The organism is Salininema proteolyticum (assembly GCF_042685645.1).
GTDB lineage: Bacteria > Actinomycetota > Actinomycetes > Mycobacteriales > Micromonosporaceae > Salininema > Salininema proteolyticum.
This window is the reverse complement of record NZ_JBHUNX010000001.1, coordinates 3,085,440-3,100,219: the sequence shown is the minus strand read 5'-3', so window position 1 is coordinate 3,100,219 and position 14,780 is coordinate 3,085,440. Positions and strand designations below refer to the sequence as shown.

Annotated in this window: 10 protein-coding genes; 1 reads left to right on the top strand and 9 read right to left on the bottom strand. The window is 70.7% G+C overall.

The window, feature by feature from the left end; genetic code table 11:
* Positions 1-55: 55 nt before the first annotated feature.
* The 9 genes from ACFTE1_RS14325 to ACFTE1_RS14285 form a co-directional block, all read right to left on the bottom strand.
* The gene (locus tag ACFTE1_RS14325; protein WP_380620709.1) at positions 56-556 is read right to left on the bottom strand and encodes a QcrA and Rieske domain-containing protein; all 501 of its coding nucleotides are present in this window, start codon (positions 554-556) and stop codon (positions 56-58) included.
* Positions 557-720: 164 nt separating this feature from the next.
* Positions 721-1,161 carry a QcrA and Rieske domain-containing protein gene (locus tag ACFTE1_RS14320; protein WP_380620707.1) on the bottom strand — a complete coding sequence of 147 codons (441 nt, stop codon included), beginning with the start codon at positions 1,159-1,161 and terminating at the stop codon, positions 721-723.
* Positions 1,162-1,261: 100 nt separating this feature from the next.
* Positions 1,262-1,828 (bottom strand): GNAT family N-acetyltransferase, encoded by a 567-nt coding sequence (locus ACFTE1_RS14315; protein WP_380620705.1) that lies wholly within the window; start codon positions 1,826-1,828, stop codon positions 1,262-1,264.
* A gap of 33 nt (positions 1,829-1,861) precedes the next feature.
* Positions 1,862-2,824, bottom strand: coding sequence for an MFS transporter (locus tag ACFTE1_RS14310; protein ID WP_380620703.1), 963 nt, complete (start codon positions 2,822-2,824; stop codon positions 1,862-1,864).
* Positions 2,825-2,943: 119 nt separating this feature from the next.
* Complete coding sequence (locus tag ACFTE1_RS14305; protein ID WP_380620701.1) at positions 2,944-4,656, bottom strand: RelA/SpoT family protein; 1,713 nt, start codon at positions 4,654-4,656, stop codon at positions 2,944-2,946.
* A gap of 455 nt (positions 4,657-5,111) precedes the next feature.
* A complete protein-coding gene (locus ACFTE1_RS14300) occupies positions 5,112-6,788 on the bottom strand; it encodes a DEDD exonuclease domain-containing protein (protein ID WP_380620699.1) in 1,677 nt (558 codons plus the stop codon).
* Positions 6,789-6,966: 178 nt separating this feature from the next.
* Positions 6,967-9,237: a transglutaminase family protein gene (locus ACFTE1_RS14295; RefSeq protein WP_380620697.1), complete on the bottom strand. Its 2,271-nt coding sequence runs from the start codon at positions 9,235-9,237 to the stop codon at positions 6,967-6,969.
* 127 nt (positions 9,238-9,364) lie between these two features.
* Complete coding sequence (locus ACFTE1_RS14290) at positions 9,365-10,576, bottom strand: DUF58 domain-containing protein (RefSeq protein ID WP_380620695.1); 1,212 nt, start codon at positions 10,574-10,576, stop codon at positions 9,365-9,367.
* Positions 10,577-10,589: 13 nt separating this feature from the next.
* A complete protein-coding gene (locus ACFTE1_RS14285) occupies positions 10,590-11,567 on the bottom strand; it encodes an AAA family ATPase (protein ID WP_380620693.1) in 978 nt (325 codons plus the stop codon).
* Positions 11,568-11,891: 324 nt separating this feature from the next.
* Between ACFTE1_RS14285 and leuS the strand changes: the two genes are divergently transcribed.
* Positions 11,892-14,729, top strand: coding sequence for a leucine--tRNA ligase (gene leuS / locus ACFTE1_RS14280; protein ID WP_380620691.1), 2,838 nt, complete (start codon positions 11,892-11,894; stop codon positions 14,727-14,729).
* Positions 14,730-14,780: the final 51 nt, after the last annotated feature.

Genomic DNA, 14,780 nt, shown 5'->3' with positions numbered 1-14,780 from the left:
ATCGCCTCTCTCCCGGTCTGCCGCTCGTTCAGATCGCCGGGCGGTGGCCTCGCGGTCAGGCGAGGTAGATCTTGTCGTCGGCCACCTCGATCTCCACGACTCCCAGGCCGGCGTCGGCCGGTCCCTTCTGCAGCTCGCCTTCGATGGTGAACTCGCTGAAGTGGTTGGGGCAGACTATCGTCCCCTGGTCGTCCGGCGCCTGCACCACCGTGCCCTCGTGCGGGCAGTGCGCGTTGAACGCGGCGAAGTCCCCCTCTTCGGGTTGCACGATCACGAAGTCCTCCACGACGACGCCGCCCCCGACGGGAACGTCGGAGGTAGCCGCGAGGGCCTCCGGCTCTTCGGAAGCGGACTCCGACTGTTGGTCCGTGCTCTCCGACTCGTCGGCGCCGGCGCTCTCCTCGGCGGACGGATCGGTGTTCGGGGCCTCCTTGGTTCCGCAGGCGCCGAGTGCCGCGAGGGCTCCCGCACCGGCCAGTCCGCAGACGGCGGCACGCCGAGAAGCGAGCGTGCGCAAGGCGATCAGGCGTGCATCGGTGTTCGTCTCTCCATCCATTTCAACACTGTATCCGCTGTCGGGCGGCATCAGCATCGTCCCTCCCCGCCAAGCCGTTTCATCGTCGGGAGGAACTTGCGCCGTGTCAGAGAGAGGGCCTAACGGGCCGGGTTCCCGCGAAGAGGGTTATCCGCTTCGAATCCCGGCGACGACGTACGACCGGTCTATGCGGCGGGGAAGACCTCTCCGTCCGCCACGGACACCTCGACGGCCTTCAGACCGCTGTCCGCCGGCCCGGAGACGACCGAGCCTTCAATGTCGAACTTGGAGTAGTGCCGGGGGCAGACCATCAACCCCTCGGAATCCGGGGCCTGGACGATGCCGTTCTCGTGGGTGCACCGCGCGTCGAAGGCGGCGAACTCGCCCTCGACCGGCTGCACGACGACCACCTCGTCGTCGACCACCAGGCCGCCTCCGACGGGAACGTCGGACACGGCGGCGAGGGGCCGCTCGGGATCGAGGTCCAGGGCGGCCCGTCCGCAGCCGCTACAGGCCGACAGGGCGCCCAGAGCTCCCGCGCCGGCCAACCCGCAGAGCATCGCGCGCCGCGAGGTGACGGTATCCAGGGCCAGCCTCCTGGCCGCCGAGTCGTTCTCTTCGCGCATGATGTCACTCTAACGCCGCCGACGGCCCGATCCGGCGGCCGTGTGCGTGCGGTAACTGTGCCGGACGCTACAGACCGCGTCCGGCCGGGCTGCGGACGGGTCAACGGCTTCCGGCCGAGGACCTCCGCTCGCGCCACTCGTCGGCCAGGATCGCGTAGATCGCCTCGTCGGCACGGCCGCCTCCGCGCGGAGTCAGTTGGCGCAGCAGCCCCTCGCGCCGCATCTCGAGCCGTTCGGCGACGGCGACGCTGGGACCGTTCTCCGGGATCGTGCGCCATTCGGCCCGGACCAGCCCGCGGACCTCGAAGGCCCATTCCAGCAGCTTCTCCACCGCCATGGTGACCAGGCCCTGTCCCTCGGCGTCGGGCTGCAGCCACACTCCGACCTCGCAGACGCCGTCGGCGGCGTCGAAGGAGACGAACATGGTGCCGCCCACGAGGACCCCGTCCAGCCAGATCCCGTAGATCCGCTGCCTGTCCTTGGCCGCACCGTCCGCATAGCGCTGCAGCACGGCGCGCGCCTCGTCGAGTGTGGAGGCGGGGAAAGTGGCACCGACCCACGGGGAGATGTGGTCGCGGGAGCGGTCCATGTTCTCCAGGAATTCCTCGGCGCGCCAGGGTTCCAGCGGGCGGAGGACGGCGTTGTCCTTCAACGGTAGTTCGAACATGCGTCCATTTTAAGCGTCCGGGAGGAAGGCCGATCAACGCCTCGGGAGCAGGAGGGTCGCCCCGGCCATGAGGGTCGCCGCGACGGCGAGCGTCGGCCTGTTGCCCACGGCGGTGGCCAGAACGCCGCCCGCCACGATGAAGAGCGGCTGCAGGGCGGTGGTGGCGAACGACCACAGCGAACCCACCCGCGTCATGAGGTCGTCGGGGGTGACCGACTGGCGGTAGGTCGACATGGTCGCGTTGGCCAGCGCCGCGAATACCAGCTGCCCGCCGAACCCGACGCACACGATGACCACGCCCGCGTAGCCCGGCACGGCCAGCGGGATCAGAAAGTACCAGGGGCAGCGGAGGCCCGCCAGAAGCTCCTCGCGGTAGCCGCCCCTGTCCGGCTTCGGAGGCTCCGGCTCGGGCTGTCGCAGGAGCGGCAGGGAGAGGGCGGCGGCGAGGAACGACACCGCGTGGACGAGATACCCGGTCAGAGCCCCGAGCGCGGAGACGAGGAGTCCGCCCAGGGAAGGCCCCACGGAGATGCTCAGCCACGTGGTGGACTGCAGCTTGCCGTGCGCGTCGGCCAGGCGGTCGGGGCCGACCAGGGCCTTGACGTGCGCCTGCGAGGCCGACATGAACGCGATCTGGCAGGCGCCGTTGACGAAGGACACGGCGTACAGCACGCCCAGGGTCAGCAGATCCAGGTAGCCGAGCACGGCCACGGAGGCCAGGGCGGAGAAGCGGACCAGGTCGGCGGCGATCATCACCGGACGCTTGCGGCGGTGCTCGGCGTAGAGGCCGACGGGGAAGGACAGCAGCAGGACCGTGAGGGTGGAGACGGCCGACAGCAGAGATACCTGCAGCGGCGAGGCGTGCAGGACGGTCACCGCGAGAACGGGAAGCGCCACCGATCCGACGGCGGTGCCGAGCTGGTTCACCGCGCGCCCCGTCCACAGGATCGAGAAGTCGCGGTGCCCGCGCAGGGGGAGATGGGTCTCGAGGGACATCCCCAGAGTCTAAGCGCTCGGACCTGTCGCGGTACAGCCCCGGCCCGGTGAGGGTCCGAAGGGCGCGTTCCGATTCGGTCCGAGCGCCGCCCGGTCCGCGGTCAGCGCGGTGGCGCCGCTCAGACAGTCCGGTCGACGTTGGCGATGAGTCGGTCGGCCACCTCGTCGGCCGCGATCTCCTTGCGCGACAGGGCCACGTACAACGAGTTCAGATCCGGCTGGTCGAAGCTCGGGACGATCGACAGCAGGGGCTTCTCCGTGGCCAGGCCCCGGTTCTTTCCGCGCAAAGAAAAGAGCAGGAGCTCCTTGCCATTGGCGATCTCCTGCTCGATGTGCTGCCGGGGAATCTCGGCCGAGCCCTCCAGCACGTGCTCGCGCTGCTGGAACCACGACCGGATGTAGACCCGGGCTTCCGCCGTGCGGGCGGCCTCGAGCCAGTTCTCGGACGGTCCGTACGGGTCGTTCTCCGCGGTGAAGACCAGGTCCACGGTGTCCCCCTCGCGCAGCGACTGCGTCAGCGGCGCGATGCGTTTGTTGATGTAGGCGGCGATCAGGCGGTGCCCGTCGCCGCCGTGCAGGGAATAGGCGAGGTCGATGGCGTTGGCGCCTTTGAGGATCGGCACCGACCCCTGCTTCGGCACGAGGACGTTGATGTCCTGGTCGGCCAGGTCGCAGCGCAGTGAGTCGAGGAAGACGTGCGAGTCGCTGACCTCGGACTGCCAGTCGATGAGCCGGCTCAGCCACGGCAGCTGCCCCGACTGGTCCGACCGGGCCCCCAGCTCGGCCACGATGCCCAGCTCGGCGACCTCGTGCATTCTGCGAGTCCGGATCAGGAACTCGGTGGCGGCCCCCTCCGGCCCGTTCACGGCCGTGTGCAGCGACTGGTAGAGGTTGAACTTCTTGGCGGCGATGAGGTCGCGGAACTTGCCGAGGTTCGGCTGCCACTGCGAGTGGATCGCCCCGAGGGCGGCGTAGCACTCGGTCTCGTCGCCCTCGACGACCACCACGATGCGCGGCGGGTCGGCCGGCCCGGTGCCGGGGTTCTTCTGCATCTCGCGGTGCACCGAGTAGGGGTGCCGCGGGCGGTCGTAGAGCCGCGCCTGCACCTTGAAGCGTTTGAGGGCCCGTTTGACCTGCGGCAGGAGCGCCTGAACCTGGCGGCGGCGGTCGGTGTCGTCGGCCAGGGCCTTCTCGATCCGCTCGAAGCGCTCCGGTTCGAGGGTGCGCAGGACGAGGTCCTCCAGCTCCCTCTTGACGACGTAGAGGCCGAGGCGGTCGGCCAGGGGGATGAGCACGTCCTTGGTGGCGTTGGCGATCCGGATCTGCGAGGGGCGCTTCTTGAACTGCACGGTCCGCATGTTGTGCAGGCGGTCGGCGACCTTGATGATGAGGACGCGGATGTCCTGCGAGGCGAAGAGGATGAGCTTGCGGAACGTCTCGGCCTCGGCCGAGTCGCCGAGGTGCAGCTTGTCGAGCTTGGTGACGCCGTCGACGAGCTTGGCGATGTCGTCGCCGAAGTCCGTGGTCAGCGCCTCGAGCGAGTAGCTCGTGTCCTCGACGGTGTCGTGGAGGAGGCCGGCGGCGATGGTCGGGGTGTCGACGCCGAGGGACGCGAGGATGGTGGAGACTTCGATGGGGTGTGTGATGTAGGGCTCGCCGGAGCGGCGGTTCTGCCCGCGGTGCATCTGCTCGGCGATCCGGTAGGCGCGCTGGACCTGGACCAGGTCCGCCTTGGGGTGCTTGGAGCGGTGCAGGGCCAGCAGCCGGGACATCCGCCCGGCCAAGTCCCAGGGATCGTCGTTCTTGCCGCGCGAACGCCATGAGCGGAACATGATCGCCTCCCCTGTGTCCGGGTTCCTCCGCCGGCCGGTGCCGGGTCCTTCGAGTATATTTTCCCTCAGCGGCATCGCGATCCGCGACACTCACAAGTGTCGAATTCCTTTCCCTAGTGAGAGAGGGTGGACGGCCGAAAGGGCGAAGAAACCGCGCGAATATCGTTGCCGCATTGTTATGCGATGGCCATCCCGGGGAGACGTTGCCTCCGCCACAGACGTCCAGCGTACCTCCGTCAGCCGCTCCCGGCCCTGCATGAATGTCTCCCGTCGGCGCCGCGCGGAGCGTTGGCGGCGACCCGGTGTTCTACGCAAGAAGCGGAATCGTGTCCCCGTGCGTCAGATCCGTTCTTTCGCGTGGTCGAGGCGTCCTGGCGGACGTCCGACCGCGCGAAAGGGCGGAGACGGCGTGCCGGGGCGCGATTCCGCGGTCACCACCGATAGGAGGCAATCGTCTACGCCGAGAAGGTGTCGACCGGGCCGGGCAGGTCGCTGCTCCACGCGCCGTCGACGGCGACGACGCGAGTCGTGGGCTCCTCCAGCCAGCGCAGCAGGATCTCCGCCTCGCCCGCGTGAGAGGCGTCCCGCACGTCCCCGCAGGCCTCGACGGCGTCGGCTCCGGCCACGCAGTCGTCGATCTCCGGCATGGGATCGAATCCGGGCGAGGTCGACACCGCTCCGGCCAGGAGACCGGACTTGATCACCGCCACCTCCCAGCCGCCGCGCTCGCCGGGCGAGGCGGCCACGACCGTCCCGGCGCGGACGAACTCGCGGACGCGTTTGGCCTGGGCGAAGAGCCGCTCGAACGCGACCAGCTGCTCCCGCACCTCGGCTGCCGACTCGAACCGCTCCTGCGCCGCCAACTGCTCCATGCGGGCCATCAGCGCCCGGCCGACCGACGCCCCGTCGGACCCCATGGCGCGGGCGGTGTCGGCCACGACCGCGGCGTGGTCCTCGACGGTCGCGGTCCCGTCGCACGGCCGGGGGCACTTGCCGATCTCCCCGAGGAAACAGGGGTTGACCGGCTTGGACGCCGACAGGCGCTGGCGGCACTGGCGAATGGGCAGGGCCTCGTGCAGGGCCTCGACCGCCTGCTGCGCCTGCGTCCCAGTGGTCGGGCCCAGGCGGGGCTCGCCCACGGCGGGAGGCTTGCGCGAGACCATGAGCCGCGGGAAGGCCTCCTTGGTCAGGCGCACCCACGCACGGTGCTCGGGGTACTTGGACGCGCGGTTGTAGGGCGGCTTCCCCCGCGAGATCATCTGGAACTCGACGACGGCCGCCTCGAGGCGGTGCGCGCAGACGACGGGGTCGACCGACTCGGCCATGGCGATCATGTCGCGCAGCCGGCGCCGCTGCTCCCCGGCGGTGAAGTACGTGCGGACCCGCTTGGCGACGTTCTTGGACACGCCGATGTAGAGCGCCCGGCCCTCGCCGTCGCGGAAGACGTAGACGCCCGGACGGTGCGGCAGGTCGTCGGCCAGGTGCCGCTTGCGCCGCTGCAGCTTCGAGGGGATCGCCCGGCAGAACTCGATGAGGTCCAGGTCGGTGTGCACGCCGTGCCCCGAGGCCCGCTCGATGAGCCCGTGCAGGACGGTCACCGTGGCCCGGGCGTCGTCGAGCGCCCGGTGGTTCGGCGTGGTCGGGGAGCCGAAGAGCCGCGCCAGCGAACCGAGCCGGCGGTTCGGGGTCTCGTACTTGTCGGTCAGCTTGCGCGCCAAGAGGACCGTGTCCACCACCGGCGGACGCGGCCAGGGCACCTCCACCTTGTCGCACGCGTGGCGGAGGAAACCGACGTCGAAGGCCGCGTTGTGCGCCACCAGGGTCGCCCCGCCGAGGAACTCGAGGAACGAAGGCAGCACCTCCTCGAGCGACGGCGCGCCGGCCACCATCTCGTCGGAGATGCCGGTGAGGCGGACCACCCGGGGGTCGATGGGCTCCCCGGGGTCGACCAGGGACTGGAACTCGCCGACGATCTCCCCGCCCCGCACCTTGACCGCGCCGATTTCGGTGATCCCGGCGGCGTCGGCGGCCAGGCCCGTGGTCTCCAGGTCCACCACGCAGAACGTGACCAGCTGGAGCGGGACCCCCATCTCTTCGAGGGCCGGCTGTCGGTAGGGCGCGGAGAGGGCCATCAGGAGTCGCCCTCCCGAGGCCCTGTCGCGGACTCGTCGCTTGTCGTCACGCGCCCAACATACGCCGGGGCCCCGACAGGACACCCTCGGCGACCCTCGCGGCCTCGCACAAGTCTCACTCGCGGGAGGAGTCCGGGCACACCCCGACCCGGCCCGATAACGCCGGAACGCCCCGGCCTCACCGCTGCGGCGAAGCCCCGGCGAGAACCCTCCCCGACGGCTCGGACGGAGTCCCGGACCGCGTGGGGGAGAAGGTGGTAGCGGCGAACACCGCCGCCCACAGGCGCCGCAGCGGCGTCGCCGACTCCCGAAGAGCGCCTATCGCGGTGAGCGCCGCCCCGCCCAGGGCCGGATCGGCCGGAACCGTGTCGGGAGCGTACTTGTCCCGCTCGACGGCGTCCCGCAACAGTTCCAGCGCGGGAACGGCCCCGGGATGCTCCTCGCCCCAGGACGCCAGCAGAGTCCGCGGAGTCGCCCCCGGCGGACACGACAGGCCGAGGTCCCGGGCCGAGTCCATCAACTCCGCCCAGACGTTCGCCGGCGTCGGATCGCCGCGCAGGCGCCGGTGCCGCCGACGCGGCCGCACCGCGGCCAACGCCGCCAAGAGAACCGTGAGAGCCGCCGCCGCGGCGATCGCGCCCCAGGGCAGCCGGTCGGACCGGCCGTCCACCAGGGCCACCGTCTCCTCGGCGTCGTCGGTCGCCCCTTCCGGCTCGTCGCCCTCGTCGCGCGGAGCGTCGGCGTCGTCGGTCGGGACGTCCGAACCGGAGTCCGGGATGTCATCGGACGCCGCCTCCGTCATCGGCCCCCGCTCCCACTCGAAGGACTGCGAACCGCGCACCCCGCTGCTGGGAGTGGGGTCGAACGGCAGCCACCCGTAGCCGGGGAAGAAGACCTCTACCCAGGCGTGGTAGTCCTGGCTGGTCACCAGCCACCGGTCCCCGTCCCGCTGCCCGGGCGTCAGGCCGATGACGACGCGCGAGGGTATCTCCGCCGAGCGGAGCATCCAGCCCATCGCGCTCGCGTACTGCTGGCAGAAGCCCTCCTTGTCCTCCAGGAAGGCGAGCACGGCCTCGCGGTCGCCGGCCGGCCCGGTCTCCAGCTCGTAGCTGAAGCCGTTCGAGGGTCGGAAGTGGTCGAGGATCGCGCGGATCTTCCCGTAGTAGGTTTCCTCGTCCTCGACGACGCCGGCGGTGATCTCGTCGAGCTCGGGGAGGTCCGGAGTGCGCAGGTAGCGTTCCCAGGCGTCGAGGTCGCTCGTGTCCGGTCCGCCGCTGTCGTTGAGCTGGCGCGCGCTGGGGGTCGCCCTGCCGTACTCGAAGGAGTAGTCCGACACCGAGGAGAGGTCGCCTCCGCTGCTCACGGCGGTGGAGGACCAGGCGGAGTCGCGCCAGTCGGAGGGGAGGTCGAGCCCCCGGTATTTCAAGGGGAGCGGGACCGCGTCGTCGTACATGCCGAGGTTCTCGATCCGCGCCGAGTAGACTTCGTCGACCTCGGAGTCCGCGAACTCCACGCTGGAGGCGGGCCGGTCGTAGGAGACGTCGCCCGCGGCGAAGCCGTCGGCCGTGAGCCGGTCGGCGACGTGCATCCGAAGGTAGGGGGGATCCTCGTCCTCGGTCTCGAAGGAGAGCAGGTCGACCGGGTCCTTCTCGCGCAGGGAGCCGGACAGGGCCGACCAGTCGCTGACCGCGCCGTGGGCGCCGCCGCCCGGGGAGAGGAACCGGTCCATGTCGTTCAGCAGTCCGTGAGTGGGAATCCCCACTGCGGTCACGAAGACCAGGGCGGTGAGGACGATGGGGACGGCGATGAGGCGGGCGAGGTTCCCCATCGGGGTGGAGCCGGGCTCCAGAACGGGCCTTCCCCGTCCCCGGAAGCGCGGCCCGAACCCGTCGACGTTCCCGAGGTTGTCCGCCGCCAGCACCCACAGGAAGCCCACGGCGGGGACGATGAACCACAGCCAGAACACGCCGCCCTCGGTGACCGAGGCGACGACCGTGTACCAGGGGAAGAGGGTCGCCGCGGTCAGCACCGGAATGCGGGCGACCCCGACCAGCAGCTCGTGCAGGCCCATGAGCGCCATCATGGCCACGATCGTCAGGGTCATGACGGGACCGGAGAACGGGGCCGGCGTGGTGGTGTAGAGGATGGCCTCCCACGCCGCCCCCAACTCGCCGGCGAGGTAGGTGAACGTGGAGGGCAGCGGGACGACCAGGAGGCTGTGCCCGGCCGCGGTGAGGAGCGTCGTCGCCCCGACCATGCCGCCGAGGATGGAGGAGACCCGCGCCCACTCCGGCCAGTCGCGCGCCCGGCCGAGGGCGCCCGCGCCGTGGACGAACAGGCCGCCTATGACGGCGGGGAAGATCCAGGCGAACCCGCTGAAGAGGGCGAAGAGCGGGGTGAGGCCGAGCCAGAAGGACCCGGCCGAGACGAGAGTCGTGTGGCGGTTCATGAGAGTCCCCTTCGACGGCGGGCGGCGCGGACTGGTCGAACGAGCGGGCGGCGCGGCGGCCGCAGGGAGAAGACGTGCGGGGCGACGGAGCGGAGAGGGGCGGAGCAGCGGGAGGCGGGGGCGGACCTCATGCCGAACCCTCCCGCGGCGCGCTGGAATAGGATCCGCCGCGAGCGCGGGCCCGAACCCACAGTTCCGGCAGCGAACTGGCGGCGTTGACCGGGAAGACCTCCCAGCCCGCCCGGGCCAGGCGCTTCCAGCCCCCGTCCCCGCCTTCGGCGCAGAACGCGATGCGGCGGCCGCGGTGGCCGGCGGCGGACAGCAGCACCTCCGCCTCGGCTTCGCCGAGCTGCCCGGCGAAGGCGATGAAGGCCGGGGTGCGCCGGAGCCCTCCGGGGGAGGTGAACAGCCCCTTCCACGTCTCCACGGCGTCGTCGCCCTCCTGCTCGACGAGGGCGAGGTGGCGCAGGATGACGGGGACGGTACTCGACTCCAGGACCGAGGAGCCGGTGACGACGCGCGGTCCGAGCCCCTTCTCGCTCAGGCGGGCCGCGACCGAGGCGCAGGCGCTCACCATCCACTCGAAGACCGAGTCGGCCCCCGAACCGGGGAAGGCGCCCTCGCGGGTGTCCAGCCACAGGGTCGCGGTGTGCTCCCAGGTCTGCTCCTCCCGCCGCACCATCAGCTCGCCGTGCCGGGCGCTGGACTTCCAGTGCACCCGGCGCAGCTCGTCGCCCTCGCGGTACTCGCGGACGGCCACGTCGTCGTCGCCGGAGAAGGCGATGCGCGAACCGGACTCGCCGGCCTGGTAGCCCGAGCCGCCCATGACGTCGGAGCCGTCCAGGCGCCAGACTTGGGGCGTGACGACGAGGTCGTCGAGCACGGGCACGACCTTCGCGGCGCGCACCGTCCCGAAGGGGTCGCCGGTGCGCAGGTGCAGCGGCCCGATCTGGAACAGGCCGCGCGCGGCGGGGGCGATGGAGTAGCTGACCACGGCCGTCTCGCGGCCCGGCAGGCGTTCCAGGATCAGCCTGGGGGACAGGCCGAGCCGGTGCGGCAGCCGGTCCTCGAACAGGATCGTGGTGGAGTCCAGCCCCTGCCGGTTGGCGACCTCGACGTTGACCGACGCCGTCTCCCCGACCGTCGTCTGCGAGGGGTGGATGGTCCGGTGGAAGTCGAGGCGGGGGCGGCGCACCGCGAGGACCGCCAGCGACGCGATCGGAACCAGCGCGAAGAGGGCGCCGATGGCCGCCATGTCCTTCTCCCCGATGAGGTAGCCGAAGAAGAGGAACAGGGCGCCCAGGAAGATGAGGCCCCAGCCGCGGCGAGTCACCCGCATGGCCGGCCCCCTCTCAGTTCGCGGCCCGGGCGGCGCCGACGGGCACCTGCTGGAGCAGTTCGGAGACTATGGCCGACGGTTCCCGGGAGGCCACGGCGGCCTCGGCGGTGAGCACCAGGCGGTGGGCGAGGACGGGGCCCGCCAGCCGCTGGATGTCGTCGGGAAGGACGAAGTGGCGGCCCTCCAGCGCGGCCCACGCCCGGGCGCAGCGCAGCAGCTGCAGGCTGGCGCGCGGGCTCGCGCCGAGGCGCACGTGGGGGTGCTGCCGGGAGGCGGCGACGAGGGAGACGGTGTAGTGCTTCAGGTCCTCGCTGACGTGGACGCTCCGGGCCTCGAGGATCATCCGGGCGACGGTCGGCGCGTCGCAGACGGGGGCGAGCTCTTCGAGCGGGTTGTGCGCCCCGTGCTGGTTCAGGATCCGCAGTTCCGTGGCGCGGTCGGGGTAGCCGATCGTCGCGCGCGCCGTGAACCGGTCGCGCTGTGCCTCCGGAAGGGGGTAGGTGCCCTCCATGTCGATGGGGTTCTGCGTCGCGATGACCATGAACGGCGAGGCCAGGCCGTAGGTCGACCCGTCGACGGTCACCTGGCGCTCCTCCATGCACTCCAGGAGCGCCGCCTGGGTCTTGGGGCTGGCCCGGTTGATCTCGTCGCCGATCACCAGGTGCGAGAAGACGGCGCCGGGTTTGAAGGTGAACTCGTGCTTGTCCTGGTCCCAGACGCTGACGCCCGTGACGTCGCCGGGCAGCAGGTCCGGGGTGAACTGGATCCGGTTGACGCCGCAGTCGACCGATCGCGCCAGGGCCTTGGCCAGCTGTGTCTTCCCGACGCCGGGGACGTCCTCCAGGAGGAGGTGCCCCTCGGCGAGGAGGACGGCCAGGGCCAGCCGCACGACGTCCGGCTTGCCGCTGATGACGTGCTCCATGTTGGCGGCGATCTTGCCCGCGGTGGCCTGGAAGGCGGCGAAGTCGGCGGGCGCGGCGGTGGATTGCAAGACGGAGCCTCCCGGGGGTGTGTGGATTCTTGTGACCCAAACTACCACATCCCAGCTCAGGGCCCTCGGCGCCGAATACCGGGTAGCGTCGTGGGGCACAACGGAACGGGCCTCCGGCGGCCGCGGGCGCGCCGCGACGCGGTCCCACGCGGCAGGAACCTTCGTGGACAGCCCGGGGGCGGTCGGCTAGACTGAGACCATGCGCGTATGGAGATCTGAGCTTCTCCTTATCTAGCCGTGTTTCCGCGACAAGGAGACACGGCTGCCCCGGTGTGCGGGGCTTTTTTTGTGCCTTCGGCAAGCGACGCCGACCATGTGACTGGAATGAAGAACGGAATCGGAACCATGAGCGAACCGAAACACCGCTACGACGCCGATCTGGCCAACCGGATCGAACCGCACTGGCAGGACTTCTGGGAGAGCGAGGGGGTGTTCGACACCCCCAACCCCGCCGGTGCGCTCGCCGACGACTCCCACCCGCGGGCGAACGCGGAGAAGAAGTTCGTCATGGACATGTTCCCGTTCCCCTCGGGCGCGGGGCTGCACGTGGGCCACCCCGTGGGCTATATCGCCACGGACGTCTACTCCCGCTATCTGCGCATGGCGGGCTACAACGTGCTGCACCCCATGGGCTTCGACTCCTTCGGCCTGCCCACCGAGCAGTACGCCATCGCCACCGGCCGCCAGCCCGCGGACATCACCGCCGAGAACATCGGCCAGTACCGCGCGCAGATGAAGCGGCTGGGCATGGGCTACGACAACCGCCGCGAGTTCGCGACCTCGGACCCGGCCTTCTACAAGTGGACCCAGTGGGTGTTCCTGCAGATCTTCAACTCCTACTACGACGAGGCGGCCGACAGGGCCCGCCCGATCGCGGAGCTGGTGGAGGAGTTCGAGTCCGGACGGCGCCCGACGCCGGACGGGCGCGCGTGGAGCGAGCTGGAGCCGGTCGAGCGCCGCCGCGTGGTCGACGGGCACCGCCTGGCCTACGTCACAGAGGCGCCGGTCAACTGGTGCCCCGGACTGGGCACCGTGCTGTCCAATGAGGAGGTGACGGCGGAGGGGCGCTCCGAGCGCGGCAACTTCCCCGTCTACACGCGCAAGCTGAAGCAGTGGATGATGCGCATCACCGCCTACGCCGACCGGCTGCAGGGCGACCTGGACTCGCTGGACTGGCCCGAGTCGATCAAGATCATGCAGCGCAACTGGATCGGCAAGTCGCGCGGCGCCTATGTGGACTTCGCCTCCTACGCCGGCGACATCCGAGTGTTCACCACCCGCCCGGACACCCTGTGGGGCGCCACCTACATGGTCCTGGCCCCCGAGCACGACCTGGTCGACCGCCTGGCCGCCGAGTCCTGGCCCGCCGGGATCCCGGAGCAGTGGACCGGCGGCTACGACTCGCCGGCCGCGGCCGTTGCCGCCTACCGGGCCGAGGCCGCCGCCAAGACCGATGTGGAGCGCCAGGCCGACGCCAAGGAGAAGACCGGCGTCTTCATCGGCGCCTACGCCACCAACCCGGTCAACGGCGAGCAGGCCCCGATCTTCATCGCCGACTATGTCCTGGCCGGCTACGGCACCGGCGCGATCATGGCCGTGCCGGCGCACGACGACCGCGACTTCGCGTTCGCGCGCGCCTTCGACATCCCGATCCGCCAGGTCGTCTCGGACGGCGGGGAGTGGGACGGCGAGTCCGCCTACACCGACAACGTGGAAGGCGTGCTGGTCAACTCCGACATCCTGGACGGGCTGAGGGTCCCGGACGCGAAGAGGCGCGTCATCGCGCACCTGGAGGAGACCGGCCGCGGCGAGGGCACCACGACCTACCGCCTGCGCGACTGGCTGTTCAGCCGCCAGCGCTACTGGGGCGAGCCCTTCCCGATCGTCTACGACGAGACCGGCCTGCCCGTGGCGCTGTCGGAGGAGCACCTGCCGGTGACCCTGCCGGAGATGGACGACTTCTCGCCGGTCACCTTCGCGGCCGACGACGCCGACTCCGCTCCCGAGCCGCCGCTGGGGCGCGCCAAGGAATGGGTGAACGTCGAGCTGGACCTGGGCGACGGGCCGAAGACCTACACGCGCGAGCTGAACACCATGCCCAACTGGGCCGGCTCGTCGTGGTACGAGCTGCGCTACACCGACCCGGTGAACCCGGACTCGATGGCCGACCGGGCCAACGAGTCCTACTGGATGGCTCCGCGCACCGAGGGCGCCCCGGGCGGCGTGGACCTGTACGTCGGAGGCGCCGAGCACGCCGTGCTGCACCTGCTGTACGCGCGCTTCTGGCACAAGGTCCTGTTCGACCTGGGCCACGTGTCCAGCCGGGAGCCGTTCGCCAAGCTGTTCAACCAGGGGTACATCCAGGGCGCCGCCTACACCGATCAGCGCGGGGCCTATGTGGAGGCCTCCGAGGTCGAAGAGCGCGACGGGAAGTTCTTCCACGGCGGCGAGGAGGTCGCTCAGGAGTTCGGCAAGATCGGCAAGTCCCTGAAGAACGTCATCACCCCCGACGGCGTCTGCCGCGAGTACGGCGCCGACACGTTCCGCGTCTTCGAGATGTCCATGGGCCCCCTGGAGGACTCCAAACCCTGGGAGACCCGCGCGATCGTGGGGGCGCAGCGCTTCCTGCAGCGCCTGTGGCGCAATGTCGTCGACGAGGAGACCGGGGAGGTCACCGTCACCGGCGACGCGCCCTCGGAGGAGACCCTGAAGGCCATGCACGCGGCGGTGAAGGGTGTCCGGGAGGACTTCGAGAGCCTGCGGATGAACACCGCGGTGTCCAAGCTGATCACCTTCAACAACCACCTGGTGGGCCTGGAGTCCGTTCCGCGCGAGGCCGTCGAGGCGCTGGTGAAGCTGACCGCGCCGCTGGCCCCGCACCTGGGCGAGGAGTTGTGGCGCCGCCTGGGCCACGGCGAGTCCGTGGCCTACGCGGAATTCCCGGTGGCCGACGAGTCCTATCTGGTCGAGGACAGCGTGACCTATCCCGTCCAGGTGAACGGCAAGGTGCGCGGCCGCATAGAGGTCGCCGCCGACGCCGGGAAGGACGCGGTCGAAGCCGCGGCGCTGGCCGACGAGAAGGTGTCGGGCTTCCTGGCGGGCAAGGACGTCAAGAAGGTCATCGTGGTGTCCGGCAAGATGGTCTCCGTGGTGGCGAAGTAGCCTCACGGCGTTCCGCCGGGGCCGGCGGCTCCGGTCGCCGGCCCCGGCGGA

Excerpts from the sequence above, each read along its gene's own strand:
- ACFTE1_RS14325 (WP_380620709.1), bottom strand. The coding sequence starts at position 556 with ATGGATGGAGAGACGAACACCGATGCACGCCTGATCGCCTTGCGCACG.
- ACFTE1_RS14320 (WP_380620707.1), bottom strand. The coding sequence starts at position 1,161 with ATGCGCGAAGAGAACGACTCGGCGGCCAGGAGGCTGGCCCTGGATACC.
- ACFTE1_RS14315 (WP_380620705.1), bottom strand. The coding sequence starts at position 1,828 with ATGTTCGAACTACCGTTGAAGGACAACGCCGTCCTCCGCCCGCTGGAA.
- ACFTE1_RS14310 (WP_380620703.1), bottom strand. The coding sequence starts at position 2,824 with ATGTCCCTCGAGACCCATCTCCCCCTGCGCGGGCACCGCGACTTCTCG.
- ACFTE1_RS14305 (WP_380620701.1), bottom strand. The coding sequence starts at position 4,656 with ATGTTCCGCTCATGGCGTTCGCGCGGCAAGAACGACGATCCCTGGGAC.
- ACFTE1_RS14300 (WP_380620699.1), bottom strand. The coding sequence starts at position 6,788 with ATGGCCCTCTCCGCGCCCTACCGACAGCCGGCCCTCGAAGAGATGGGG.
- ACFTE1_RS14295 (WP_380620697.1), bottom strand. The coding sequence starts at position 9,237 with ATGAACCGCCACACGACTCTCGTCTCGGCCGGGTCCTTCTGGCTCGGC.
- ACFTE1_RS14290 (WP_380620695.1), bottom strand. The coding sequence starts at position 10,576 with ATGCGGGTGACTCGCCGCGGCTGGGGCCTCATCTTCCTGGGCGCCCTG.
- leuS (WP_380620691.1), top strand. The coding sequence starts at position 11,892 with ATGAAGAACGGAATCGGAACCATGAGCGAACCGAAACACCGCTACGAC.